The sequence below is a fragment of the Hyunsoonleella jejuensis genome, assembly GCF_900111025.1.
GTDB classification, from domain to species: Bacteria; Bacteroidota; Bacteroidia; order Flavobacteriales; family Flavobacteriaceae; genus Jejuia; species Jejuia jejuensis.
The window spans coordinates 1,373,902-1,399,273 of the sequence record NZ_FOFN01000001.1; the positions used below are offsets into that span (position 1 = coordinate 1,373,902).

A 25,372-nucleotide genomic window follows, 5' to 3' on the forward strand; every position below is an offset into this window, starting at 1 on the left:
ATATGCGCCGTTATTTAATGGCTTATATCCGCCGTTAAACGAAGTTAGTTGAAATTTTTTACAAAGTCAAATATCAGTATCTTTAAAATAGCTGTTTCAATAAGGTTGCAAAGTACTATTACAGCTATTGTATTTTGGTAAAGACTTAGTTTAAGCAAAACACCAATTCAAATCAGTAAAACCAAAATATTTCATTATTTTTGCACCTCAAATTCAATAAAACTGGCAGGTTTTAAAATGCCAAAAGAATACTAAAAATTATGTTCAATAATTTAAGCGATAAATTAGATAAAGCCTTACATGTATTAAAAGGGCACGGAAGTATCACCGAAGTAAATGTTGCCGAAACCTTAAAAGAGGTAAGACGAGCTTTATTGGATGCCGACGTTAACTTTAAGATAGCCAAACAATTTACCAATACCGTAAAAGAAAAAGCGCTAGGGCAAAACGTACTAACTACGTTACAGCCTGGGCAATTAATGGTGAAAATTGTTAAGGACGAGCTTACCGAATTAATGGGTGGCGATGCCGAAGGCATTAATCTTTCCGGAACACCAAGTGTTGTTTTAATGTCCGGTTTGCAAGGGTCTGGTAAAACTACCTTTTCTGGTAAACTCGCTAATTACTTAAAAAATAAAAAGACCAAAAAGCCTTTATTAGTGGCCTGTGATGTGTACCGTCCTGCTGCGATAGATCAGTTGCATGTTGTTGGAGACCAAATTGGTGTAGAGGTGTTCAGTGATAGGGGCAACAACAATCCTGTGGCCATTGCAGAAGCAGGTATTGCCCATGCAAAAGCCAATGGATTTAATGTAGTGATTATTGATACCGCTGGTCGTTTAGCCGTAGATGAGGCAATGATGACCGAAATCTCGAATATCCATAAAGCTATTCAACCTCAGGAAACCCTTTTTGTTGTAGATTCTATGACAGGGCAAGATGCTGTAAATACAGCCAAAGCCTTTAATGATATCTTGAATTTTGATGGTGTTATCCTTACCAAATTAGATGGTGATACACGTGGTGGTGCAGCCATTTCTATAAAATCGGTAGTTAATAAACCTATCAAATTTATTGGTACAGGGGAGAAGATGGAAGCTATAGATGTGTTCTATCCATCTCGTATGGCAGATCGTATTTTGGGCATGGGTGATGTGGTGTCTCTTGTAGAACGCGCCCAAGAACAATTTGATGAGGAAGAAGCTCGTAAATTGCAAAAGAAAATTGCGAAGAATCAGTTTGGTTTTGATGATTTCTTGAAGCAAATTCAGCAAATAAAGAAAATGGGGAACATGAAGGACCTTGTTGGAATGATTCCCGGTGCTGGAAAAATGATGAAAGATGTTGATATCGATGATGATGCTTTTAAAGGTATTGAAGCTATTATTCATTCCATGACCCCTAAAGAACGTTCAAACCCATCGGTTTTAAATGCAAGTAGAAAGAAGCGGGTAGCTAAAGGTTCTGGAACATCAGTGCAAGAGGTGAATCAGCTATTAAAGCAATTCAACCAAATGAGCAAAATGATGAAGATGATGCAAGGTGGTGGTGGCAAAAAGATGATGCAGATGATGAAGAATATGCGTTAGTTCAGTTGGCAGTTTCAGTCTCAGTTTTTAGTAAAATAAATAATAGATAAACTTTGCGCCTTTGCGTTTTACTAGAAAAAAGTATTCGTGAATTAGTGGCTAAAAAAATAAAGCATGACAATTTTAGACGGTAAAAAAGTAAGTAACGACATAAAAAATGAAATTGCGGAACATGTGCAATCCATGGTCGCAAGAGGAGAAAAAGTACCGCACTTAGCTGCTATTTTAGTAGGTTCTGATGGTGCGAGTATGACCTATGTTGGTGCGAAAGTTAAAGCTTGCGAGCGTATTGGTTTTAAGTCTACACTTATTGAAATGCCTGAGTATACGTCAGAAGAAGAACTTCTTGAAAAAATTCATCAACTAAATACTGACAATGATATAGATGGGTTTATCGTACAATTGCCATTACCAGATCAAATAGATGAGCAAAAGGTGTTAATGGCTGTAGATCCGGATAAAGATGTTGACGGATTTCATCCTACAAACGTTGGTAGAATGGCTTTAGATTTACCAACATTTTTACCTGCAACGCCTTATGGTATTATGGAGTTATTGGAGCGTTATCAAATAGAAACTTCTGGTAAAAATGTGGTGGTTATGGGGCGTAGTCATATCGTCGGTCGTCCAATGAGTATTTTAATGAGCCAGAAACGACCAGCAGGAGATGCTACGGTTACGGTAGTACACAGTCGTTCCAAGAATTTAAAGGAAATTACAAAAGCAGCAGATATTATTGTGGCCGCTATTGGTATCTCTGAGTTTTTAACTGGAGATATGGTGAAGGAAGATGTGGTAATTATAGATGTTGGGATTACGCGCGTACCAGACCAAACTAAAAAGAATGGCTATAGACTTGCAGGCGATGTACATTTTGAAAGCGTGAGTAAAAAGGCTAGTTATATAACCCCTGTTCCAGGTGGTGTTGGACCGATGACAATTGCGATGTTACTAAAAAACACGCTTCTAGCAAGAGAACGTCACGGATAGGAGGACCAAGCTATTTGGCAAATAATTGAGATATGTCTTTGAATGCTTTAAACTCTAAAGCGTTTCCAGAAGGGTCGTAAAAAAACATGGTGGCCTGTTCGCCTACTAAACCTTCAAATCTTACGTAGGGTGCAATAACAAAGTTTATATTTTCTTTTTTCAAATGTTCAGCAAACGTATGAAATGTTTCCCAAGGCAAAACAACACCAAAATGTGGTACGGGAACGTCTTTTCCATCAACAGGATTGGTGTGTAAGTTTTTAGTTTCTTCTTTTGGTTTATAATGAATAACCAACTGATGGCCAAAGAAATTAAAATCCACCCAATGTTCGCTACTTCTTCCTTCTTCACAACCTAATGTGTCTCGGTAAAAGACTCTACATTCGTTGAGGTTATATACAGGAATGGCTAAATGAAAAGGTTGAACTTGTGTCATGTTACTTAGTTTTACGCTTATTTTTATTTGATGTGAATGTCTTGGAAGAATTACTAATTAGTTTACTTAATTCATTAAACTCATCTTTAGTTAACTCTCGGTATTCACCAACAGGCATATCTAGTTTTATGTTCATGATGCGTACGCGTTTCAAGGTTTGTACTTCATAATTTAAATAACTGCACATGCGCCGAATTTGCCTATTTAAACCTTGGGTTAAAATAATTTTAAACTTGTAGGTATTTAATTTTTCAACCTTACATCTTTTAGTGGTTTGTTTCAGATCTTCAAGATAAATACCACCAGACATGCGGTTGATAAAGGTTTGGGAAATAGGTTTGTCTACCGTTACTACATATTCTTTTTCATGATTGTTGCTGGCACGGAGAATTTTGTTCACAATATCACCATCATCGGTTAAAAGGATTAAGCCTTCACTTGGTTTGTCCAATCTTCCAATAGGAAAGATGCGTTTCTGGTAGTTGATAAAATCTATGATATTATCTTTTTCAACCGAAGTGTCTGTTGTGCAAACTATACCTACAGGTTTATTAAAAGCTAAATAAACAAAAGCAGCTTTGGTATTCTCAATGATCTTTCCATCAACTGCAACAACGTCATTTGGAGCTATTTTTGTTCCCATTTCTGGAACAACGCCGTTTATGGTCACTCTACCAGCATCAATAAGTTTATCGGCTTCTCTTCTAGAGCAATAGCCAGCTTCACTCAAAAATTTATTAATTCGTTTTAATGGAATATCTGCCATATTTCAAAAATACATAAACTAGTGATTTAAAAAGTCTAGAATATGCTTATAAATTTTATCAGATTTTAAACTGTGGCCATAACCTCTCGTTTCTATTAACTTTGCATTTGGAAACTTATTTTTAATGTTTAATGCATCAGAAAAAGAAATAATTCTATCCTTTTTATCGTGTATAATAAGTGCATCAATATTTAAATTTGAAGTGAAATTTGAGGTTGAAAAATGTTCTGGCAAAAATTTGAATGTTTTTAAAATGTATGCTCTTATGCCCTTTTTAGTTTGGTTATTGAACCCCATTATGGTTTCGTAACCGTTTAGAATATTGCTAAAGGCATCAGGAGCTCCCAAAAGCACCAACTTGGTTATATTGGTGATATTATGATTGTGCATAGCAAAAACTGATGCCATACCACCAACAGAATGTCCAATTACAATTTTTGGTTTAAATTGGTTAGCAATTACATGAATACATTCTGAAAATAATATAGCGTTAAATTGTTTATTACCCGTGCCTCCGTGGGCAGGTGCGTCTAAGGCAACAATGTTGAATTGTTGTTTTTTTAAGGTTATTACCAAATCTTTCCATCTAAACGAATTACTTTCCCAACCATGGGCCAATAAAACGGTGTCTCCGCTACCTTTCCATTGATATGCTGTTATATTGAAATTTTCGTATTGAAATTTCGTTTGTTCAGCAGTATTTAAAAATGGAGTTTCATCAGGTTTTAGTTTTCCTTTTCTAGGTATAGAAAACAGTTGCATTGCAAGTTTACCAGCATAATTTGGAGTAAATACGGCTATAAAATTGATAAACGCTCCGATGAGTTTAGGGAGATACTTTGTCATTTTACTACTCTCGGTTTACCAAATCCATAGAAAAAGCGGGGGTGCAAATGGCGATGTATTCGCAAACTTCGGTAAAAGGGTTGGAGTATTGCACGCGTGTGTTCCTATCAATCTTTATAGTTTGACCAGCTTCTAAAACGACTGTTTCATTCTCAATAATAAATTGTTTTTTACCTTTGATGATAAAGGTGTATTCATCAAATTCGGGCGTTTGAAAGGGTTCGCTCCAACCTGCAGGAGCAACCATATGCGCAATACTTATTTCTGAATTTCCATCGGTTGCATTTCCAAAATGTTCTTTGATAATTTTTCCATCGTTAGTGGGAACTACAAATGGACTAGTTTGAATCGTAAATTTCTTTTTCACCTTAATCTTTAAATGGTTTTTTCTTAATCATACCACCTTTAATCTCTTTAACAATACCCATAATTAAAAAGGCTTTTCGGTCTATTTTGTCAATTTCGGTTTTTACTTTGGGTAATTCTAGACGGGTAATTACGGTATAAATAATATCTTTTTCAGCACTTTCACCTTCTTTCCCGTAACCTCCTTTTCCTTTGTAAACTGTACAGGCACGCCCTAATTGCTTAGTCAGCATTAATTTAATATCATCATGTTTTGCGGAAATAATAGTTAGGCCCACGTACTCTTCAACACCATCCACCACAAAGTCAACAGTTTTTGCGGCAGCCAAATAGGTTAAAATAGCATATAATGCTGTTTCTACAGAGAGGATATAAGCACCAAAGGAGAATATAACAATGTTGGTCATTAATAATACATCACCTACAGTTACAGAAAGTTTTCTACTTAAAAAAATGGCCAATACTTCGGTGCCATCGATAACACTTCTACCCCTCATAGACATTCCTATACCTAAACCTAAAAAGAAGCCACCAAATATGGCTATAAGTAATTTATCTTCTGTTATTGTTGGGTAATCTACATAGTGAACTACAAACGCTAAAAATGCAATAGCTCCAATACTTCTTAGGGCGAACTTTAAGCTTATAGTTTTTGATGCTAAAATTATGAATGGAATATTGACTAATATGAGTAGTACTCCTAGATTGAGTGAGGTTGTATTTTCTAGCAAAAGCGAAATACCTGTAGCGCCACCATCAATAAAACTGTTAGGGAGTAAAAAACCTTTGAGCCCAAAACCGGCTGAAAATACACCAATAATAATAAAAAAATATTCACCTATGGTATGGGTAAGTTCTACTTGTAGCCTTTGAACTAAAGGCATTATTTCTTTTTTGGTTAAGGGTTTTTTAGGGTGTGTTTTTTTAAGCTTCTTGCGAGCAACATCAACCAGTATTTTTGCTATAAAAGGATTCAAAATTTTAGTGCCAGTTTATAAAGAAATATTTAATTTTTGCATTATCAGGAATATGGGTCGCTTCAATTTGCAGATCCATATCTAATCGTAAATTAGATGGTAATTCTTTTTTGTCGATTGTAAAGCTAGCGTTTATATTCCTTACAGTAACTACAATTGAGTTAATTAAATTATCAATTCTAGAGATTTTATAATTATCAGCGATATCCTTAAATGTGCTGAGCGTTGATATATTTTTATCTGTTTTGAAACGTGGGTCAATGATTTGAACTGTCTCAATAACCGATGTTGAATCTAGAGCTTCAGCGGGTTCGAGTATCAAAAGTTGTTTTCCCGTGTTGTCCAAGATTTTAATAGTGTTCTTAGTACCGGAGAACTCGTCACCTCCTATAGGCTTTACGACAGAATCATTAGGAAAAATCAGTTGTAAATCTTTTACTTGTGTAGAATCTGTTAATAATCCAACGTGTTGTTTGGAAACTTCAAGTGGGTCTTGTGTTTTATTACAAGCCACAAAAAATAGTAATACAATTGTTGTTAGGATTAGGGACTTTTTCATCGTTATTTTAATTAATTAAAACTTAGAATTATTTACGCATTACTTTAGTAAGAATTCCAAATACGCTTCGTATAAATGTAGCGCTAGTAAGAACTTTTACCACCGGATTCATCCTAGTACTCTTGCGTCTAGACGTAGATGCTTTTCGTTTAGATTGTGCCTGTTTTATAGTTTCTTGCTCTTGTCTTGCTTTTTCCTTTGCTTCTTCCGCTTCGGCCTTTTTTATTTTTTCATTAAGCATTTCATAGGCGCTTTCCCTATCTACAGTCTCATTGTACTTTTTTGTTAATTTTGATTTAGAAAGCAGCGTAGCTAATTCTGTTTTAGTCAAAATATCCATTCTGCTCATTGGTGCTCTCATCATAGTAGCAGCAAGTGGTGTGGGGCGTCCTTTTTCGTCTAAGGCAGATACTAGAGCTTCCCCAATCCCCAAAGATGTTAATACTTTAGTAGTATCATAATATTCAGAATCTGGATAGTTTTGTGCGGTAAGCTTAATTGCTTTTCTGTCTTTTGCAGTAAATGCTCTTAGTGCATGCTGTACTTTTAAACCTAATTGTCCTAAAACTTCTTCAGGAACATCGGTAGGGTTTTGGGTAACAAAATATAAACCAACACCTTTACTACGAATTAATTTTACAATACTTTCAATTTGATCTAAAAGTGCTTTTGAGGCCTCATTAAAAATTAAATGTGCCTCATCTATAAAAAGCACTAACTCTGGTCTTCCGCTGTCGCCTTGTTCGGGGAAAGTAGAATAAATTTCTGCAAGTAAGCTCAACATAAATGTTGAGAATAGCTTTGGCCTATCTTGAATGTCTGTAAGCCGGATAATATTGATATATCCCCTTCCGTCCTCATCAACTCTCAGTAAATCGTCAACATCGAAAGAGGTTTCGCCAAAGAATAAATCTGCACCTTGTTGCTCAAGTTCAATTATCTTTCGAAGAATAGCGCCTGTAGAAGCGGTAGAGATACGTCCATACGATTCTGTAAACTCCTGCTTTCCTTCTTGAGTGGCATACTGTAAAATTTTCTTGAAATCTTTTAAATCTAAAAGCGGTAGTTTATTGTCATCGCAATATTTAAAAATTACAGCAACAATTCCTGATTGCGTTTCGGTTAAATCTAAAATACGCGATAATAATACTGGTCCAAATTCACTAACTGTAGCTCTTAATCGCACACCTTCTTGCTCCGAAAGCGTTAAAACTTCAATGGGAAACGATTTGGCTTCAAACGGCAAGCCTATTTTTTCATGGCGTTCATCAATTTTTGGATGACCAGGACTAGGTTGCGCCAACCCACTCAAATCTCCTTTAATATCCATTAATAACACTGGTATGCCTTTTTCACTAAGGTTTTCGGCCAGTACTTGCAGTGATTTAGTTTTTCCCGTACCTGTTGCTCCAGCAATTAAACCATGCCTGTTCATGGTTTTTAAGGGAATATTTACGTGTGCACCGGTAACGGTTTCACCATCTAACATGGCAGCACCCAATGTTATAAAGTCACCTTTAAACGTATTGCTATCTGTAATAATTTTAGAAAATGCTTCAGTTCTACTCATCATCAAAATTTTGATAAAAATAGTGTAATTTTAATCAACTAGAAAATTCAAAATCATGGCTAAAAAGGTAGTAGTACTAATACCTTTACTTGTACTTCATTTAATGTCTTTTGAAGTTTCTAAAAAAGATATGATATTTTATAAATCCCACGAGCTTAACCGGTGAAATATTGTTTTTAAAGCTGTTGAAACCGAAGTTTTTTTGTGTTTAGGAGGCCAAATAGAAAAAATAGCATAGAAATATTGATTGATTGTGGTAATATAGCTAAAACCAAACGAGCTATTGAAATATTCAAGCCGTATTAAGGCACCATGATATAGAATTGGATAATGTGGTAAAGTGTACGGTGGTATTAGATAATAATGGAGGTCTTGAGGCATTTAATGATATTTACACAGATTATTCTAAAGAAAAACAGTAATTACTACTTTTACGGCACAAAATTAGCAGCAAATATCAGTATAGAAATTGATGCGCTTGTTATAAAGTAATTTACTTAATTTTTTCAATATAAATATTGGATGTGCCAATACTTCTAAATACGGCGGGTGCTGAGTTTCCACCCCTAATAGTTTGCACACTAATGGTTTGACCAGCAGTAATATTAAACACTTCAGTAATATGCAATGACGCTTCAAGATGGTTGTTTGCATGTCTAACATAACCAGTGTTTCCTATTGCGCCAATAGGTGTGCCATTTATAGCTATTTGTGCTTCTACGGATACTCTTTGGTCTGCATTTCCGCCTATTATAGGCACTAAATAAGCAATGTTTACTGTAATTCTATATCTGCCAGAAGTATTGATGGTTAACGTATTTCCTGCTTGAGTGTACATTGTTGTATCGTCATTCCATTCCAAATTGCCAAATATGGGAATATTAGCATAAGCACCATTATTATTAATATTTGTTGTAGTATCTGTGTTGCTATATTTTACAGAAGAAGCATGTGATATTTTACTCCAGTCTGGGATAGCAGTAGTGCCGTTATTAAATTGAAATTCGTCAATATCAGTATTATAAACCAATAATCCGTTTGCAGGGTTTGTAATAGCATTTATTTCTGCAGTAGTTAATCTTGGTATCAAAACACCTTTATCTGTGGCTTGAATATCTAATATTGAGGAGTTGTCTGGATTGGTTGTGCCAATGCCAACTTGTGCATAACTTGAGGTACTGATAATACATAGTATTATCAGTGGGTAGGCTATTTTCTTCATTTGAGAGACTTACAGTACATTTAGCAATTCAAATGCGAATTTACAAAAAACCGATGAAACACCAAAAAAATACGATAAAATACATAGCAGTGGAAATCGAATGAATTTGTATCTTTGCGCGCTTATGAATAAAGAAATACAGCAATTAGTAGAAAAAGGATTGATGTTACCTTTAATGGAAGAGTTTTATACCATACAAGGTGAAGGCTACCATAAGGGAACAGCAGCTTACTTTATTCGTATTGGCGGATGCGATGTTGGTTGTCATTGGTGTGATGTAAAAGAGAGCTGGAATGCTGATTTACATCCTCCAACAGAAACAAAAAAAATAGTAGAAAACGCTAAGAAATATAGCGACACTATTGTTGTTACTGGTGGAGAGCCTTTAACTTGGGACATGACTGAACTCACCAAACAACTTAAGGCGAAAGGTTTACAGACCCATATTGAAACCTCTGGGGCATATAAACTTACTGGAACTTGGGACTGGATTTGCTTGTCGCCAAAAAAATTAAAATTACCAACTAAAGAGGTGTATGCTAAAGCTGACGAACTTAAAGTAATTATATATAATAAAGACGATTTTCGCTTTGCCGAGGAGCAGGCAGCTAAGGTGAACAAGGATTGCATTTTATATTTACAACCAGAATGGAGTAAACGAGAAAAGGTAGTGCCAGAAATAGTGGATTACGTAATGGCAAACCCAAAATGGAAAGTCTCATTACAAACACATAAGTATTTAAATATACCATAAAAAAAAGCCTTGATTTATCAAGGCTTTTTTTTATGTCTAAGATATATTTTATTTGGTAAAAGGCACTGAAACTCTAGTGTTACCCCAACCTAAGTGAAGGTGAACACCATTATCGGCCTCACTAAATGTCATTGAAAAGGCTTCTAAAAATTCTTCACCAGATTTAACAGGTACTGCTAAACGTGCCACATCATTTTTTTCATTATAAAAATAAGATCCCCAAACGTTTAGGTCTTTACTTATAATTGCTGTCCACTCGTCCTCTCCAGGAATTACATAAAATGTATATGTTCCGGCTTCTATTTTGGTATCACCCAATTTCATATCGGTATACAATGTTAATTCTGCTGCTTCATTTGCGCCAGTTCGCCATACTTTTCCATTAGGAGCAAGTTTTGACACCTCTCTGCCTTTTAGCTGAGGTCTACTATATACTATTTTAATTAATTTATCAGATACTTTGTAATCTCTAGGGAAGGCAGTCGCATCCATAGGACTCTTGTCTAATTTTGAGAATTTTTGAGCATTTACATGAGCGCCTGATAATACTACAATTGCAAAGGCAATTATTGTAAGTAATTTTGATGTTTTCATAAATATTTTTTTAAGGTTTTGATATTTTCAAATTTAAGGTAGAATATCCTTAAAGTTTTGATAAAAGTCGTTAAGCTTTGTTAAAGTTTACAGCGTTTTAATTTTACTTAGCATAAAGCATCATTTAAAAAGAAGGAATTAAACGAGGTAAAGTTATTGAATTTTGATTTGGACTTAAAACCCGAAAAGAACGTTGTTCTGAAAGGTTTTATTGAAACTTCACTAAACGACGGGCAGATTTTTCAATAATAACACCTTTTAAATTCTTGGTTTTGGAGAACATCATTTTCTTTCAATTTGAATATAGAAATCTGAATATGTAGTGCATTGTTCTTTAACGTTTATATACAGAGCTCTAATCACTAAAAGGAGTTTAATATCATGGTCTCTTTTATATAAAGTCGTAAAAAATGATGCTAGAAGTTGCCTTAATTTATTTGAAAATATTCACTACAGTTAATTAACTTTTTATATTTTCGATTAATGCAAGAAGATTTTCTACACTACATCTGGAAGCATAAGAAGTTTAATAACGCCCAGTTAAAAACTGTTAGTCATGAGCTTATTGAAATCAGCTCAGTAGGTGATCATAATTTTAATGCTGGACCAGATTTTTTTAATGCAAAACTAAGAATAGGCCAACAGTTATGGGCTGGAAACGTAGAAATACACTTGAAATCTTCTGATTGGTTTGTACATAATCACGAGAAAGATACGGCTTACGACAATGTGATTCTGCATGTAGTTTGGGAACACAATGCTGAGGTGTTTAGAAAAGATAATTCTGTTGTTCCAACTCTAGAGCTTAAAAATTATGTATCAGCTTCTGCATTAAAAAATTACAGAACACTTTTTAACACAAATCAAAATTGGATTAATTGTGAGAACGATTTTGCTTTAGTTGACGATTTCACAATTTCAAATTGGCTAGAACGCTTATATTTTGAGCGTTTAGAGCGAAAATCTAAGGAAGTATTTTTGCTGTTGGAAACTTCAAAAAACGATTGGGAAGCTGTATTATTTAAAATGTTGACCAAGAATTTTGGTTTGAAGGTAAATGGAGAGGCGTTTTTTAGTTTGGCAAACTCTTTTGATTTTTCAGTTATAAGAAAATTACAATCAAAAGTAGAGCACATTGAAGCACTTTTGTTTGGGCAATGTAGATTGTTAGAAGTTGATATTGAAGAGCCTTATTATAAAACATTACAAAACGAATATTTATTCTTGAAGCAAAAGTTTGGTTTAGATAATTCACTTGTGGTTTCACCTTCATTTTTTAGATTGCGCCCTAACAACTTTCCAACCATTAGATTGTCTCAATTGGCTCATTTGTTTTCAAAACATCATAATTTGTTTTCAAAACTTATGGAAGCCAAAACTATAGAAGATATTTACAGCCTTTGCTCGGTAGCAACTTCAGAATTTTGGAAAACCCATTATACGTTTTCAAAAGCTTCTAAATCAACTCAAAAGCCAATTTCAAAAGCATTTATCAATTTGCTGATTATTAATACGATTATCCCTGTAAAATTCAGTTATGCTAAGTTTCAAGGGAAACAAGTAGAAGATCAAATTTTAAAATTGGTGGAAACATTACCCTCAGAAAAGAATAGTATTTCAGATAGATTCAATTCATTAAAAAACATATCAAAGCATGCATTGCAATCGCAAGCGTTAATTCAGCTAAAAAATGAGTATTGCGATAAAAATAAATGCCTAAAATGCGCCATTGGCAACAAACTTTTAGTAAGCTAAACTTTTAAAAGAATAACCTATAGGCTAATTTGCGCCTATGAATATGGCTTATCGAATTTTATTGTTTTTGCAAAAGCGTGGTTATCACGTTTGCTGGCGGATTACAGATAGATTTGGTATTCGTGCCAAGGTAGTATTCACATAACTTTTGTAACCATTGGTTTTGCATTATATATGGTTTTGGCATTTTGGATGCGCATTAAAAATTTAGATTAGAAAATTTTACTTCAAAAAAAATAATTTTACTAGAAAAGATAATGTTTTATGTATCGCCTTCATAGATTTTTAGATGTCATGAAGGTAATGGTTTTGATTATTTATGATTTTACGTTATATGAAATCAATTAAATAGCCAATTGATAAATTAAAAAAACCTGTTGTTTTTAGCTTGGGTTCAGTTTCTACACGAGAAGGGAAATTAATATTATAGCCCAATTCAAAATCCCATGATTTGGTGACTAAACTTATCGGAATGCTGACTTGCGTGTTTAATAAATCGAAGATATCGTTATAAATATAATCAATAGTGGTTACTTCACCCTGGGTGTTTAATTGTTCTAAGGCAATGGTTTGTTGTGCTACTACGAAACTAAGTTGTGGTCTAAATTTAAATGAATAGTTCTTTTTTGTTACTAAGATTAGATTCGCATAGCTACGGGATACAATTTGAAACGATTGATCGGTTCCAAATAAGTACGATGTCGTTAGTCTTGTGCCCAAGGTTCGTTTATTATTTCGTAAACCTAAATTTAAACTGACTGAGTTCGTAAAAACATCCCAACCGTTGGCGTAAAAAAACCGGGTGTAGGCAACATTATAGTTTAAAGACTTCTTTTTGCCGATGGTATTATAATACCCTATCGAAACATTAGTAAAATCCCAATTTGGGCTAAAATTTTCATAATAAATACCTGAAACGCTAATATTAAACCCTGAAGCACCGTAATAGGATATTTGAGGTACTATATTAAATTGATTGATTCCAGAATCACGACCTGTAAAAAAAGTATTGCTGTTAAAAGATACGTTTGTGTAAATAAAATTATTGGTATTGAACGAATCTAAAATATCATTCATAAATTGTTCATCGTTAAAAAACAATTCGTCAAGAAGCATATCTATTTCGTCTTCTTTTGGTTCTTGTGCATTTAAATCAGCAAAGGTTACTGCTGTAAACAGCAGCAACCAAAATGCTAACATTTGTTTTTTAAAAATGGGCTGAGTGTTCATCTTTACAAGATTTTAACTACCCCCCTTTCCACTTCCACTACCGTTTCCTGCTCCATTTCCGTTTCCGTTTCTGCCGCCATTTCCAGTACGAGTGCCATCGCTATTTCTAGTTTTATTACCATTTCCTCCAAAACCTTCGCCGTTTCTCATTTCGCCTTGGCCAGATTGTTGTCTTGTTTGTTGCATGTGTTCTTGCAACATTTGTCTTTGCTCTTGGGTACAAGACTCTCTAAATTGTTCTCTTACTTGACGTAATTGACGTTCTTGGGTTTTAACCATGTCTTTTTGGGCATCGTTGAAGGACTTTCTCAAACGTAATCTCATTTGTTCTTTAGTTTGAGTTTTGTCTTGCAAGATGGCCAATTGTTCAGCTGTTAAAGAAGCTTTGAGTTGTTCTCGGTTTTTTAACATTAATTGGCGTTGCGTTTGTAGCATTTCTTTTTGTTGAAGCGTTAATTTATTCATAATGGGAGTATAATCATCTTCCTGAGCAAAAAGTGTGCTTCCTGTTGTTAAAAGCATTATTAAGCTAAATAATGCAATTACAGTTTTTAACGATATTGTTTTCATGACTTATGAATTTATATTATTAAATCAGTTATACTACTTAGAACCTAAAATTTTAAAATAGTTTGAAATTATAGTACGATATTTTCAATTAAACTTTTATCTAGGTAGTTATTTATTAAAGAATCTTCTATAAAAACAGAATTGATAAAAATGTTCTCTAATTGTTGTTGAGATAATTCGGCTTCAATTATAACATTAGTAACAAGGTAGCTGTTTAAATAAGTGTTCATTTCTGAGTCTGAAATTAGTAACGATGATGTTAAAAAATCACCATTAAGAATATCAGGGTTTATAGTTTTAATAGTTTTGGTATTTGTAATTTGTTCTGTATTAACGGTATCCTTATTTTGCATCCATAATGTTAGTGTAATAGCTAGAACAATACTAGCAGCAATAGGATAAGCAATTATAGGTCTTAACCAAAAAATGGTTTGTCTAGGCTGTTCTTCTTGTATTATTTTATTAAGAATGTTTTTCTTAGATTTTGCAAAAAAATTATCAGGAATATCCATTCCAAGTTTTTCTTTATGAAGTTTTGAAATGTCTTTTTTATGTTGATCTGAATCTTTCATGGTATTTTAAATCTTAATTTTTTAGACCTTAAATTTTTTTAATAGTTTGTTTAGCACTGCGCCACTATTTTATCTTCAATAGTTTTTACGGCGCTGTAATACGATGATTTTAATGTGTTTTCGCTTATATTTAAAATTTCTGATATGTCTCGAAAACTTAGATCGTCAAAATATTTCATTTGAAAAACACGTTTTTGTTTTTCCGTGAGATTAGAAATAGCTTCATTCAGCTTTAATTGTACGTCATTACCATTAAAAAAACTGTCTTGGGCTAAGTTTTTAATATATGTGTTGTTGTCTTGTTCTATAGATATTGCGTTTTTAATTTTAATTTTTTCTAAAAAACGTAATGATTCGTTATAAGCTATTCTATACATCCAAGTATGTAAGCTACTTTTTTCTTTAAAATCATGTATGCCATTAAAAATTCTAATAAAGGTGTTTTGTAGTACGTCGTTGGCATTGTCGTGAGTAACAACTATTTTACGAATGTGCCAGTATAAGCGCTCCTGATACAAATCAAGTAAATCCTTAAAAGCTTTATTTTTTGACTTTGGATTCTTGAGATTTCTTATAAGTTCAATGTCGTAATCCATAATATGAAGGCTTTATAACTTAGACCCTTCTTTTATTAAATAGTTTGTTTAAAATACAAAAAAAGACACATTTAAATTCGTTATATTTTTATGAGTTTAGTGCAATGCAAGACGATTTTTTACATTGTATGTGGAAACATAAAGAGGTTCAGCAAAAAGATTGATAAACTTCAAAAGGAATATAAATTTTTAAATCAGAAATTTAATCTTGATAATACTTCGGTTAGAGTGCCTTCATTTTTTAAGCTACACCCCTATAATTTGCCAACTATCAGAATATCTCAATTGGCGAATGTATATTACAGCAATCAAAATTTGTTTTCAAAAGCAATTGATGGATCGTCAATAGAAGATATGTATTTACAATCTTCGGTTGAAAATTCAGAATTCTGGAAAAACATATTATACTTTTTCTAAGGTATCAAAAGCAACTAAAAAAGTTATTCCAAAAGTATTTATTGATTATTAATACGATTATCCCTGTGAAATTCAGTTATGCTAAGCTTCAAGGAAAACAAGTAGAAGGTCAAATTTTAAAATTGGTGAAAACATTACCCTCAGAAAAGAATAGTATTTCAGATAGGTTCAATTCATTAAAAAACATATCGAAGCATGCGTTGCAATCGCAAGCGTTAATTCAGCTAAAAAATGAGTATTGCGATAAAAATAAATGCCTAAAATGCGCCATTGGAAACAAACTTTTAGTGAGCTAAACTTTTAAAAGAATAAACTATAGACTAACTTGCGCCTATGAATATGTTTTATCGAATTTTATTGTTTTTGCAAAAGCGTGGTTATCATGTTTGCCAGCGCATCGCAGATAGGTTTGGTATTCGTGCCAAGGTAGTACGCACATCGTTTATGTACATAACTTTTGTAACCATTGGTTTTGGTTTTGCATTATATATGTTTTTGGCATTTTGGATGCGCATTAAAGATTTAGTTTATACCAAACGTTCCTCAGTTTTCGATTTATAGCCTATGAATCCTATTGTACGCCTTTTTAGATCTAGAATTTACACAGCATTGATGCTCTTGGTATTTATTATGCTGGTTGGTGTTTTTGGCTACCGTTTTATCTCAGATTATTCTTGGGTTGATGCTCTGTATATGACGGTTATTACCATGACAACGGTTGGTTTTAGCGAAGTAGTACCTTTAGACGACCAATCTAAAATATTCACTATATTCTTGATTTTGGCAAGTGTAATTATCGTAGGTTATGCATTATCAATAATAACAGAATATATTTTAAGTAAAAATGATATTGAAGAATTAAAACACAAAAAAATGCAAAAGAAAATAGATGGTTTTAATAATCATGTAGTTATTTGCGGTTACGGGAGAAATGGCAAACAAGCTGCTAGAAAGCTGCAAGCGCACAATAAATCGTTTGTAGTGATTGAGAGAAATAAAGAAGTTGAAGAACGTTTAAAACATGACGGCGTGCCTTACGTTATCGGTAATGCTAATGAAGATGAAACGTTGCTTTTAGCAGGGGTAGATAGAGCTTCTAGTTTTATATCGGCTCTTCCTAGCGATGCCGATAATTTGTTTGTAGTACTTTCAACTAGGCAATTAAACAGTAAAATAAATATTATTAGCAGAGCGTCTCAAGAGTCGTCGTACGAAAAGTTAAAATTTGCCGGTGCCAATAATGTGATTTTGCCAGATATGATTGGAGGAGACCATATGGCATCCTTAGTAGTTGTTCCTGGTTTAATGGAATTTATTGATAATCTTTCTATTGTAGGGGACTCTAATATCAATATTGAAGAAGTAGCCGTAGAAAAACTGTTTAATGGCAACATAAAGAAAGCTAGAACCATAAAAGATTTAGATTTAAGGAAGAAAACAGGATGTACCGTTATAGGGTATAAAGATGAAAACGGAGAATATACAGTAAACCCGGAAGCAGAATTACACCTTGCGCCAAATTCAAAGATAATTGTATTAGGGCGACCAGAGCAAATAGAAGAACTTAATTCTGAATACGATATTGAGTTCGAAGAATAACTACATTTAGCGTAATATGTTTTAAAAAACGATTTTTTTTTAGCATCTTGCTGACTTCTTATATTTATTTTTCAATAAAACTAATTAATTAAAGCACTTATGAAGAAGTACCTTCTTTCAATATTCACTACGATTGTGCCATTTTTTATGTTTGCTCAAGAATCGGGCAACAAGGGCATAGATCAACAAATAGATGAAGCGTTTAAACCTGTTTCTGATTTTTTCTCGAATATTATCTTTTTTACTATAGGCGGTGTACCATTTGTTTTAATATTATTGGTATTCAGTGCGGCTTTTTTTACGCTATATTTTAAATTTCCGAATATTAGACATTTCTGGACAGCCATTAATGTAGTTAGAGGCAAATATGAAGATATTGAAAAGCATGGAGCAAAAGTGCTTTATGGAGAAGAAGGTATAGCACAGGGTGTAGATCTTAACACAGTAGATGATATTGAAGAACACATAGAGAATATAGAAAGTATTCATAGCGATCTAGAAATAGATGGGGATATAAAGGACACTATAAGAGATGAAAGTTCTGATGGCGAGGTTTCTCACTTTCAGGCATTGGCCACTGCGGTATCTGGAACGGTTGGCAACGGAAATATTGCTGGAGTTGCCTTAGCTATCGCTCTTGGAGGGCCAGGTGCTACTTTTTGGATGGTTGTTTGTGGGCTTTTAGGTATGTCCACTAAGTTCGTAGAATGTACCTTAGGTGTTCATTACAGGGATGTAGGAGCCGACGGTACAGTTTATGGTGGTCCTATGTATTACCTTACCAAGGGGCTCAAGGAAAAAGGGCTAAAGACTTTGGGTAAAATTGCAGCAATTTTATTCGCTATTTTTTGCGTTGGTGGTTCTTTTGGAGGTGGAAATGCTGCACAGTCCAACCAAGCAACTATTGTAGTTAAGGAGCTTTTAGGGCTAGAAAGTACTATGGCAGGAACTGTAATTGGATTAGTAATAGCCTTAATTGTAGGTATTATTATTATCGGGGGTATTAAGAGAATCGCATCGGTTACGGAAAAGATTGTACCGTTTATGGCACTTATGTATATTTTATGTTGTCTTTATATTATTTTTGGAAATTTCAGTTTAATCGATGATGCTATTGGATTAATTGTTAGTGAAGCTTTCAATCCGAAAGCTATTGGCGTAGGAGGGTTCATCGGTGTGTTATTGGTAGGATTTAAAAGAGCTGCTTTTTCTAACGAGGCTGGTGCAGGTTCAGCTTCTATTGCCCACTCAGCGGTGAAAACAAAATACTCTGCTTCTGAAGGATTGGTAGCGCTACTAGAGCCATTTATAGACACAGTAGTAATATGTACCATGACGGCTTTAGTGATTATCATATTTAATTTTGGAGGTTATTTTCAATATGGCGGTGATGGCTTAGGCGCTGTATTAATTGATGGAGTTGCTTATGAAGGTGCAGGAATTACAGCCAAGGCTTTCGCAGAATATATACCTTTCTCTGATGTGTTTCTTACAATTGCAGTATTTTTATTTGCCATTTCTACTATGATATCATGGAGCTATTACGGATTGCAATCTTGGAAGTTCCTTTTTGGTAGAGGAAAAAGAGCAGACCTTGTTTATAAAGTATTGTTTTTAACGTTCGTAGTTGTTGGGGCAGCCGCAAGTATGAAATCTATTTGGGATTTTTCCGATGCCATGATTTTTGCAATGGTATTTCCTAATATGGTAGGTCTGTACTTGTTAACACCAGTAGTTAGAAAGCAGTTAAAACGTTATACCGATGCTATAAAGCTTAAGAGAGAGGCTCTTCAAGATTAAATAAAAAATGAACAATTTTAAATCCCATTTTGTATTCACTAAAGAACAACGAAATGGGATTTTTTTATTATTATTAATTATCGTTGTGCTGCAGTGCATATACTTTTTTGTGGACTTTTCTTCTGGTGATGTTGTTGCTGATGAGACTGAACTAAAAATATATAAAGCTGAAATTGATTCTCTAAGGCGAGCCAAAATCGAAGACAATAAACCTAAAATATATCCTTTCAATCCAAATTATATTACCGATTATAAAGGTTCAGCATTAGGAATGAGCAATGAGGAAATTGACCGTTTATTAGCTTTTCGCAAACAAAATAAATGGATAAATTCTATAAAACAATTTCAAGAAGTCACGAAAGTTTCAGATAGTTTATTGGCTGAAATATCACCATATTTTAAATTTCCGGAATGGGTATCAAACCCTGAACAGCAAAAAGTAAATACAGATTCATATAATAATAGGGCTAAAACCTTTGCTCAAAAAAAGGATTTAAACAAAGCTACAGCAATAGAGCTACAGCGCGTTAATGGTGTTGGAAAGACACTGTCAGAGCGTATTACAATCTATAGAGATAAATTTAACGGTGGTTTTATTGCCGATGTGCAATTAGAAGAAGTTTATGGGTTATCACCAGAAGTCATTTCAAAAATAACAGAACAATTCACGGTAAAAACACCAAGAAAAATTTCAAAGATTAACTTGAATACGGCTTCGGCAGACGATTTAGTCAGTATTCAACATATAGATTACGAAATTGCCTATAATATAATAGAATACCGCAACCTAAACGAGAGGTTTAAAGCTTTAGATGAATTATCAAAAGTAAAAGACTTTCCCACAAACAAATTAGAGATAATTAAATTATCTTTGCAAATTCAATAAATGAGTGCATTAAAATTTCCTATCCTAACAAACCAAGCAGAGTTTTAATGTTTATCAAAAAATTGCATGTATGACGAGTATGTATTTTACTGAAGAGCATCATCTCTTTAGAAAAAGTTTACAAGATTTTCTTAGAAAAGAGGTAGTGCCTCACATTGATGATTGGGAAAAATCTGGAGAAATAGATAAAGCTGTTTGGTTAAAGTTCGGTGAAATGGGGTTCTTCGGTATTAATTATCCAGAAGCTTACGGCGGATTAGATTTAGATTTATTCTACACTGTAATTTTACTGGAAGAACTTCAAAAAATTAATTCTGGTGGATTTGCTGCAGCCGTTTGGGCGCATGTATACTTGGCTATGACGCATTTAAATGCCGAGGGTGACGAAGCTATAAAGCAAAAGTATCTTGCGCCAAGTGTAACAGGAGAAAAAATTGGCTGTTTGTGTATTACAGAACCTTTTGGAGGGAGTGACGTTGCTGGAATGCGCACCGCAGCTGTAAAAAAAGGCGATACATATGTTATAAACGGGTCTAAAACATTTATTACTAATGGTGTATACAGTGACTATTTAATAGTAGCTGCCAAAACAACACCAGAATTAGGAAATAAAGGAATTAGTCTGTTTCTTGTAGATAGAGATACTATAGGTTTATCTGCAACAAAGCTTGATAAATTAGGTTGGAATGCTTCAGATACAGGTGAAATTGCGTTTGATGAAGTCACTATTCCTGCCAGTAATTTAATGGGCGAGGAAAACAAAGGGTTCGCTTACATTATGCAACATTTTGCTTTGGAGCGTTTAATTATGGGTATTAATGCACATGCACGGGCAGAATATGCTTTAGAGTATGCCATGCAATATATGAGCGAGCGTACTGCATTTGGTAAAACTATAGATAAGTTTCAAGCCTTAAGGCACAAGATAGCCGATTTGTATGCGGATATGGAAATTAACAAAATGTACAACTACTCTGTAGCAAATGCATTAGATAAAGGTGAGTACGTCGTAAAAGAGGCGACGATTTCTAAATTGAGATCTACTAAAATGGCTGACGAGGTCATTTATCAGTGCTTGCAATTTTTAGGTGGTTATGGCTATATGGAAGAATATCCGATGGCAAGATTATTTAGAGATAGCAGATTGGGGCCAATTGGCGGTGGAACTTCAGAAATTCTTCGAGAAATTATCGCTAAAATCATAATTGATAAAAAGGAATATCGACCAGCTACCAAATAGTTTTTACTTTTCCAAAAAAAATAAAAGTTGTTAATTGTAAAATCTAAATTACTTTTTATATTTGCATCCGAAAAATTTTAAAAGAGAGGAGGTTAAGACCTATGTTGATAGTTCCAATAAAAGAAGGAGAAAATATAGATAGAGCTTTAAAGCGTTACAAAAGAAAGTTCGATAGAACTGGAAGAAAGCGCGCTTTACAAACAAGAAAGCAATATACAAAGCCTTCTGTGGCGCGCAGAGCGCAAATTCAAAAAGCGCAGTACATTCAAAAACTTAGAGACGCTGAAGACGTTTAAGCTGCTCCAATAAATAAACTATAATCCCGCTATATGCGGGATTTTTTTTTGCCTTACTTTAATCACCGATAAAACAAATAAATTGTATATTCCACTTAAAACTTTTAATAAAAAATGACTTTCAGTGCTTTTACAGATTATTTGCTTTTAGAGAAAAACTATTCTAAGCTTACGGTAAAGGCATACCAGTCTGATTTAGACGCGTTTCAAAATTTTATAGCAACAGAATATCATTCGAAAGCAATAAAAAAGGTTAACTATTCTCAAATACGAAGTTGGATTGTTAGTTTAGTAGAAGCAGGTATAACCAACAGAAGTATTAACCGTAAAATATCATCTTTAAATACCTATTATAAATTCCTATTAAAAGTAGGAGACATTAAACAAAACCCATTAGCCAAACACAAGGCATTAAAAACCAGTAAAAAAGTTCAAATACCATTTTCAGAACAAGAAATTAAAACGGTTTTGGGTGATTTTAATTTTGATAATTCTTTTGAAGGTCTGCGTGATAAACTTATTATAGAATTATTTTATTCAACAGGTATCCGCCGCATTGAACTCGTAGAGCTAAAACTGTCAAGCATTGATATTAACAATAAGACTATTAAAGTTCTCGGAAAAAGAAATAAGGAACGCATTGTGCCGTTGTTAAATTCAGTAAGGAGCACTCTAAAGCGTTATTTGAAAGAGCGTGCTGGTTTAGCAGTAATCAAAGACACAGGTCATCTCATTATAACGAAAAAAGGCGTTAAAATATATGAAACACTTGTTTACAGAATTATAAATGATTATTTTAGTCAGGCTTCTTCGAAGGTAAAAAAGAGTCCGCATATATTAAGACATTCCTTTGCGACACATTTGCTAAATCAAGGAGCAGATTTAAATGCTGTTAAAGAGCTTCTTGGTCATACAAGTTTGGCAGCTACACAGGTTTATACACATAATAGTATAGCCGAACTTAAAAAAGTACATTTAAAAGCACATCCCAGAAGTAAAAAATGATGCTTTTAAATTTTTGTCTAACCGAAAATAGTTAAGTTATGATAAATGCTTTTCATTGTATCTTATTAATGTAAGTAGCAAATTCATTATTTCTATTTTAAAATCTTAAACCATATGAAAGTAAACACACAATCCATTAATTTTAATGCAGATAGAAAACTTATTGATTTTATTCAAAGACGTATGGATAAATTAGATATGTATTATGATAAGGTTATAAAATCTGATGTATATTTAAAGGTTGAAAACACGAGTGATAAAGAAAATAAGATTTTTGAAGCTAGGGTAAGTGTTCCTGGAGATAGTTTTATTGTGAAAAAACAATGTAAAAGCTTTGAAGAAGGTGCAGATAGTGCAGTTGCATCCTTAGAAAGGCAGTTAAAAAAGCGCAAGGAGAAATTAAGAGCACATTCCTAATAAATTTTTTGAAAAAATGTTTTGAATAATTAAAAATATCTATACATTTGCAGTCCGTTAGAAATAGCGGGCTTTTTTTATGTGGAAAAATGTAAAAAACGCCGATATAGCTCAGCTGGCTAGAGCAGCTGATTTGTAATCAGCAGGTCGTGGGTTCGAGTCCCTCTATCGGCTCAAAAAAAAGCAAAGAATTTAGTTCTTTAAAATATTGAAAATTAATTGGGAAGATACTCAAGCGGCCAACGAGGACAGACTGTAAATCTGTTGGTTTTCACCTTCGCAGGTTCGAATCCTGCTCTTCCCACTTAAAATTTTATCATAAAGTCGTCAAAAGTTCGCTTTTGTAAGGCTTTTTTATAAAATTTTATGTTCGGGGTACCCCGAACAGGATCATCGAGCATAGCGAGATAATCCTAAAATAAAACCAAGCAAACTAAAGTTTGCAAAACGCGGGAGTAGCTCAGTTGGTAGAGCGTCAGCCTTCCAAGCTGAATGTCGCCGGTTCGAACCCGGTCTCCCGCTCGAAAAACCATTTACGAGTTACGATGTACGAGTGCAAATCGTGAATCAGAAATCGGCAATCGTAAATGAATTGCCGACGTAGCTCAGGGGTAGAGCGTTTCCTTGGTAAGGAAGAGGCCACGGGTTCAAATCCCGTCGTTGGCTCAAAAATTAAATAGAGTACACTAATATTATTATATAACTAAGATTTAAATTATTTAAAACATGGCAAAGGCAACTTTCGATCGTTCAAAACCACACTTAAACATTGGTACTATTGGACACGTAGATCACGGTAAAACAACTTTAACTGCTGCTATTACTAAAGTATTAGCTGATGCAGGTTTTTCAGAGGCAAGATCATTCGATCAAATTGATAACGCTCCAGAAGAGAAAGAAAGAGGTATCACAATTAATACTTCACACGTAGAATATCAAACAGCAAATCGTCACTATGCCCACGTTGACTGTCCAGGTCACGCGGATTATGTAAAGAACATGGTAACTGGTGCTGCTCAAATGGATGGAGCTATATTAGTTGTTGCTGCAACTGATGGTCCGATGCCACAAACACGTGAGCACATCCTTTTAGGTCGTCAGGTAGGTATTCCTCGTATCGTTGTTTTCTTAAACAAAGTTGATATGGTGGATGATGAAGAGCTTTTAGAGCTTGTTGATATGGAGGTAAGAGATTTATTAAACTTCTATGAGTATGATGGAGATAACGGGCCAGTTGTGTCAGGTTCTGCTTTAGGTGCACTTAACGGTGAGCAAAAATGGGTAGATACTGTAATGGAATTGATGGAAGCATGTGATACTTGGATTGAAGAGCCAGTTCGTGATATGGATAAGCCTTTCTTAATGCCTATTGAAGATGTGTTCTCTATTACAGGTCGTGGTACTGTTGCTACTGGTAGAATTGAGACTGGTGTAGCTAATACAGGAGATCCTGTAGAAATCATTGGTATGGGAGCTGAAAAATTAACTTCTACTATCACTGGTATTGAGATGTTCCGTCAAATATTAGATAGAGGAGAAGCTGGAGATAACGCTGGTATTTTATTAAGAGGTATTGAGAAAACTCAAATCTCAAGAGGTATGGTTATCACTAAACCAGGTTCTGTAACACCGCATGCTAAATTCAAAGCAGAGGTTTATATCCTTAAAAAAGAAGAAGGTGGACGTCACACTCCATTCCATAATAACTACCGTCCTCAGTTCTACGTTCGTACAACTGACGTTACTGGAAACATTGCGCTTCCTGATGGAGTTGAAATGGTAATGCCTGGAGATAACTTAACTATTACTGTTGAGTTAATTCAACCAATTGCTATGAACGTAGGTTTACGTTTCGCTATCCGTGAAGGAGGTAGAACAGTTGGTGCAGGTCAGGTAACTGAGATTTTAGACTAAACACTAGTTTAATATAAAATAAGAACTCAAGGTATCACGCCAGCGGCGTGATGCCTTTTGACTTATATTTACGGGTTTAGCTCAGTTGGTAGAGCACTGGTCTCCAAAACCAGGTGTCGGGAGTTCGAGTCTCTCAACCCGTGCTAATAAAATCGGGTAGATATACTCAATAGTTAAAATAGGATGTAATTCCTAGAAAAAAGAAATTAAATGGCTGGAATTGTAACATACGTAAAAGAATCGTTCGGTGAACTTAAAAATAATGTGACATGGCCTTCATGGGCAGAGGCGCAAAGTTTAACAGTTTTAGTAGCTGTGTTTTCAATTATATTCTCCTTAGCAATTTGGGGAGTAGATACAGTTTTCAGCAAGGTGATAACGGCTTACTTTGATTTAATTAAATAAA

28 protein-coding genes, 5 tRNA genes and 1 pseudogene are annotated in these 25,372 nt (G+C 34.2%); 21 read left to right on the forward strand and 13 right to left on the reverse strand.

From position 1 onward, the window contains the following. Nucleotides 1–260: 260 nt before the first annotated feature. Together ffh and folD are read left to right on the forward strand one after the other, a co-directional pair. A complete protein-coding gene (gene ffh / locus BMY39_RS05915) occupies nt 261–1,589 on the forward strand; it encodes a signal recognition particle protein (protein ID WP_092577034.1) in 1,329 nt (442 codons plus the stop codon). Nucleotides 1,590–1,703: 114 nt separating this feature from the next. Beyond that, entirely contained in the window at nt 1,704–2,579 is an 876-nt protein-coding gene (gene folD, locus BMY39_RS05920; RefSeq protein WP_092577037.1) for a bifunctional methylenetetrahydrofolate dehydrogenase/methenyltetrahydrofolate cyclohydrolase FolD, read from the forward strand. Nucleotides 2,580–2,589: 10 nt separating this feature from the next. Here the strand turns inward: folD and BMY39_RS05925 are convergent, their stop codons facing one another. The 8 genes from BMY39_RS05925 to BMY39_RS05960 all read right to left on the reverse strand — a co-directional run bounded on the left by BMY39_RS05925 (nt 2,590) and on the right by BMY39_RS05960 (nt 9,321). Next, nucleotides 2,590–3,015: a VOC family protein gene (locus BMY39_RS05925; RefSeq protein WP_092577040.1), complete on the reverse strand. Its 426-nt coding sequence runs from the start codon at nt 3,013–3,015 to the stop codon at nt 2,590–2,592. Nucleotide 3,016: 1 nt separating this feature from the next. Then, nucleotides 3,017–3,781, reverse strand: coding sequence for a 23S rRNA pseudouridine(2604) synthase RluF (rluF, locus tag BMY39_RS05930; protein ID WP_092577043.1), 765 nt, complete (start codon nt 3,779–3,781; stop codon nt 3,017–3,019). An 18-nt stretch (nt 3,782–3,799) separates the two neighbouring features. Beyond that, nucleotides 3,800–4,627, reverse strand: coding sequence for an alpha/beta hydrolase (locus tag BMY39_RS05935; protein ID WP_092577045.1), 828 nt, complete (start codon nt 4,625–4,627; stop codon nt 3,800–3,802). 4 nt (nt 4,628–4,631) lie between these two features. Continuing rightward, the gene (locus BMY39_RS05940; protein WP_092577049.1) at nt 4,632–4,994 is read right to left on the reverse strand and encodes a cupin domain-containing protein; all 363 of its coding nucleotides are present in this window, start codon (nt 4,992–4,994) and stop codon (nt 4,632–4,634) included. A gap of 1 nt (nt 4,995) precedes the next feature. Continuing rightward, complete coding sequence (locus BMY39_RS05945) at nt 4,996–5,877, reverse strand: YitT family protein (protein WP_245738183.1); 882 nt, start codon at nt 5,875–5,877, stop codon at nt 4,996–4,998. Between the two features lie 97 nt (nt 5,878–5,974). Beyond that, nucleotides 5,975–6,529 carry a hypothetical protein gene (locus BMY39_RS05950; protein WP_092577055.1) on the reverse strand — a complete coding sequence of 185 codons (555 nt, stop codon included), beginning with the start codon at nt 6,527–6,529 and terminating at the stop codon, nt 5,975–5,977. A 28-nt stretch (nt 6,530–6,557) separates the two neighbouring features. Next, complete coding sequence (locus BMY39_RS05955) at nt 6,558–8,099, reverse strand: helicase HerA-like domain-containing protein (protein WP_092577058.1); 1,542 nt, start codon at nt 8,097–8,099, stop codon at nt 6,558–6,560. A 493-nt stretch (nt 8,100–8,592) separates the two neighbouring features. After that, nucleotides 8,593–9,321 (reverse strand): hypothetical protein, encoded by a 729-nt coding sequence (locus BMY39_RS05960; RefSeq protein WP_092577063.1) that lies wholly within the window; start codon nt 9,319–9,321, stop codon nt 8,593–8,595. Nucleotides 9,322–9,445: 124 nt separating this feature from the next. Between BMY39_RS05960 and BMY39_RS05965 the strand changes: the two genes are divergently transcribed. After that, nucleotides 9,446–10,075 (forward strand): 7-carboxy-7-deazaguanine synthase QueE, encoded by a 630-nt coding sequence (locus BMY39_RS05965; RefSeq protein ID WP_177176549.1) that lies wholly within the window; start codon nt 9,446–9,448, stop codon nt 10,073–10,075. A 48-nt stretch (nt 10,076–10,123) separates the two neighbouring features. On the opposite strand, the gene BMY39_RS05970 is transcribed toward BMY39_RS05965, so the two are convergent. Continuing rightward, nucleotides 10,124–10,669, reverse strand: coding sequence for a DUF2911 domain-containing protein (locus BMY39_RS05970; RefSeq protein ID WP_092577069.1), 546 nt, complete (start codon nt 10,667–10,669; stop codon nt 10,124–10,126). A gap of 483 nt (nt 10,670–11,152) precedes the next feature. Between BMY39_RS05970 and BMY39_RS05975 the strand changes: the two genes are divergently transcribed. Then, nucleotides 11,153–12,424 carry a DUF2851 family protein gene (locus BMY39_RS05975; RefSeq protein ID WP_092577072.1) on the forward strand — a complete coding sequence of 424 codons (1,272 nt, stop codon included), beginning with the start codon at nt 11,153–11,155 and terminating at the stop codon, nt 12,422–12,424. 37 nt (nt 12,425–12,461) lie between these two features. Continuing rightward, nucleotides 12,462–12,640: pseudogene (locus BMY39_RS15365) on the forward strand (PspC domain-containing protein). Between the two features lie 114 nt (nt 12,641–12,754). On the opposite strand, the gene BMY39_RS05980 reads toward BMY39_RS15365, so the two are convergent. The 4 genes from BMY39_RS05980 to BMY39_RS05995 form a co-directional block, all read right to left on the reverse strand. Beyond that, nucleotides 12,755–13,654, reverse strand: a complete 900-nt coding sequence (locus BMY39_RS05980) for a hypothetical protein (RefSeq protein WP_092577075.1) — start codon at nt 13,652–13,654, stop codon at nt 12,755–12,757. Nucleotides 13,655–13,666: 12 nt separating this feature from the next. Continuing rightward, nucleotides 13,667–14,224, reverse strand: coding sequence for a hypothetical protein (locus tag BMY39_RS05985; protein WP_092577077.1), 558 nt, complete (start codon nt 14,222–14,224; stop codon nt 13,667–13,669). A gap of 68 nt (nt 14,225–14,292) precedes the next feature. Further along, complete coding sequence (locus BMY39_RS05990; protein ID WP_092577080.1) at nt 14,293–14,796, reverse strand: hypothetical protein; 504 nt, start codon at nt 14,794–14,796, stop codon at nt 14,293–14,295. A 50-nt stretch (nt 14,797–14,846) separates the two neighbouring features. Next, complete coding sequence (locus BMY39_RS05995) at nt 14,847–15,392, reverse strand: RNA polymerase sigma factor (RefSeq protein WP_092577083.1); 546 nt, start codon at nt 15,390–15,392, stop codon at nt 14,847–14,849. A 90-nt stretch (nt 15,393–15,482) separates the two neighbouring features. Between BMY39_RS05995 and BMY39_RS06000 the strand changes: the two genes are divergently transcribed. The 16 genes from BMY39_RS06000 (at nt 15,483) to secE (ending at nt 25,371) form a co-directional block, all read left to right on the forward strand. After that, nucleotides 15,483–15,809: a DUF2851 family protein gene (locus BMY39_RS06000; protein WP_092577088.1), complete on the forward strand. Its 327-nt coding sequence runs from the start codon at nt 15,483–15,485 to the stop codon at nt 15,807–15,809. A gap of 333 nt (nt 15,810–16,142) precedes the next feature. Further along, nucleotides 16,143–16,370 carry a PspC domain-containing protein gene (locus BMY39_RS06010; RefSeq protein ID WP_092577097.1) on the forward strand — a complete coding sequence of 76 codons (228 nt, stop codon included), beginning with the start codon at nt 16,143–16,145 and terminating at the stop codon, nt 16,368–16,370. A gap of 3 nt (nt 16,371–16,373) precedes the next feature. Then, a complete protein-coding gene (locus BMY39_RS06015; RefSeq protein WP_092577100.1) occupies nt 16,374–17,408 on the forward strand; it encodes a potassium channel family protein in 1,035 nt (344 codons plus the stop codon). Nucleotides 17,409–17,507: 99 nt separating this feature from the next. Continuing rightward, nucleotides 17,508–19,208 (forward strand): alanine/glycine:cation symporter family protein, encoded by a 1,701-nt coding sequence (locus BMY39_RS06020; RefSeq protein WP_092577107.1) that lies wholly within the window; start codon nt 17,508–17,510, stop codon nt 19,206–19,208. Nucleotides 19,209–19,215: 7 nt separating this feature from the next. Further along, on the forward strand, nt 19,216–20,094 hold the full coding sequence (locus BMY39_RS06025; RefSeq protein WP_092577110.1) for a ComEA family DNA-binding protein: 879 nt from the start codon (nt 19,216–19,218) through the stop codon (nt 20,092–20,094). A 70-nt stretch (nt 20,095–20,164) separates the two neighbouring features. Further along, a complete protein-coding gene (locus BMY39_RS06030; protein WP_092577113.1) occupies nt 20,165–21,334 on the forward strand; it encodes an acyl-CoA dehydrogenase family protein in 1,170 nt (389 codons plus the stop codon). 101 nt (nt 21,335–21,435) lie between these two features. Further along, complete coding sequence (gene rpsU / locus BMY39_RS06035) at nt 21,436–21,630, forward strand: 30S ribosomal protein S21 (RefSeq protein WP_092577116.1); 195 nt, start codon at nt 21,436–21,438, stop codon at nt 21,628–21,630. 114 nt (nt 21,631–21,744) lie between these two features. Then, nucleotides 21,745–22,635 (forward strand): tyrosine-type recombinase/integrase, encoded by an 891-nt coding sequence (locus BMY39_RS06040; RefSeq protein WP_092577118.1) that lies wholly within the window; start codon nt 21,745–21,747, stop codon nt 22,633–22,635. A gap of 114 nt (nt 22,636–22,749) precedes the next feature. Beyond that, nucleotides 22,750–23,052 carry a ribosome hibernation-promoting factor, HPF/YfiA family gene (hpf, locus tag BMY39_RS06045; protein WP_092577121.1) on the forward strand — a complete coding sequence of 101 codons (303 nt, stop codon included), beginning with the start codon at nt 22,750–22,752 and terminating at the stop codon, nt 23,050–23,052. 100 nt (nt 23,053–23,152) lie between these two features. Then, a tRNA-Thr gene (locus BMY39_RS06050) sits at nt 23,153–23,226 on the forward strand. A gap of 47 nt (nt 23,227–23,273) precedes the next feature. After that, nucleotides 23,274–23,356, forward strand: a tRNA-Tyr gene (locus BMY39_RS06055). A gap of 145 nt (nt 23,357–23,501) precedes the next feature. Beyond that, a tRNA-Gly gene (locus tag BMY39_RS06060) sits at nt 23,502–23,574 on the forward strand. Nucleotides 23,575–23,646: 72 nt separating this feature from the next. After that, nucleotides 23,647–23,718 (forward strand) — tRNA-Thr (locus tag BMY39_RS06065). Nucleotides 23,719–23,778: 60 nt separating this feature from the next. Next, nucleotides 23,779–24,966 (forward strand): elongation factor Tu, encoded by a 1,188-nt coding sequence (tuf, locus tag BMY39_RS06070; RefSeq protein ID WP_092577124.1) that lies wholly within the window; start codon nt 23,779–23,781, stop codon nt 24,964–24,966. A 70-nt stretch (nt 24,967–25,036) separates the two neighbouring features. Beyond that, nucleotides 25,037–25,109, forward strand: a tRNA-Trp gene (locus tag BMY39_RS06075). Between the two features lie 67 nt (nt 25,110–25,176). Beyond that, nucleotides 25,177–25,371 carry a preprotein translocase subunit SecE gene (secE, locus tag BMY39_RS06080; protein ID WP_092577128.1) on the forward strand — a complete coding sequence of 65 codons (195 nt, stop codon included), beginning with the start codon at nt 25,177–25,179 and terminating at the stop codon, nt 25,369–25,371. Nucleotide 25,372 lies beyond the last annotated feature (1 nt).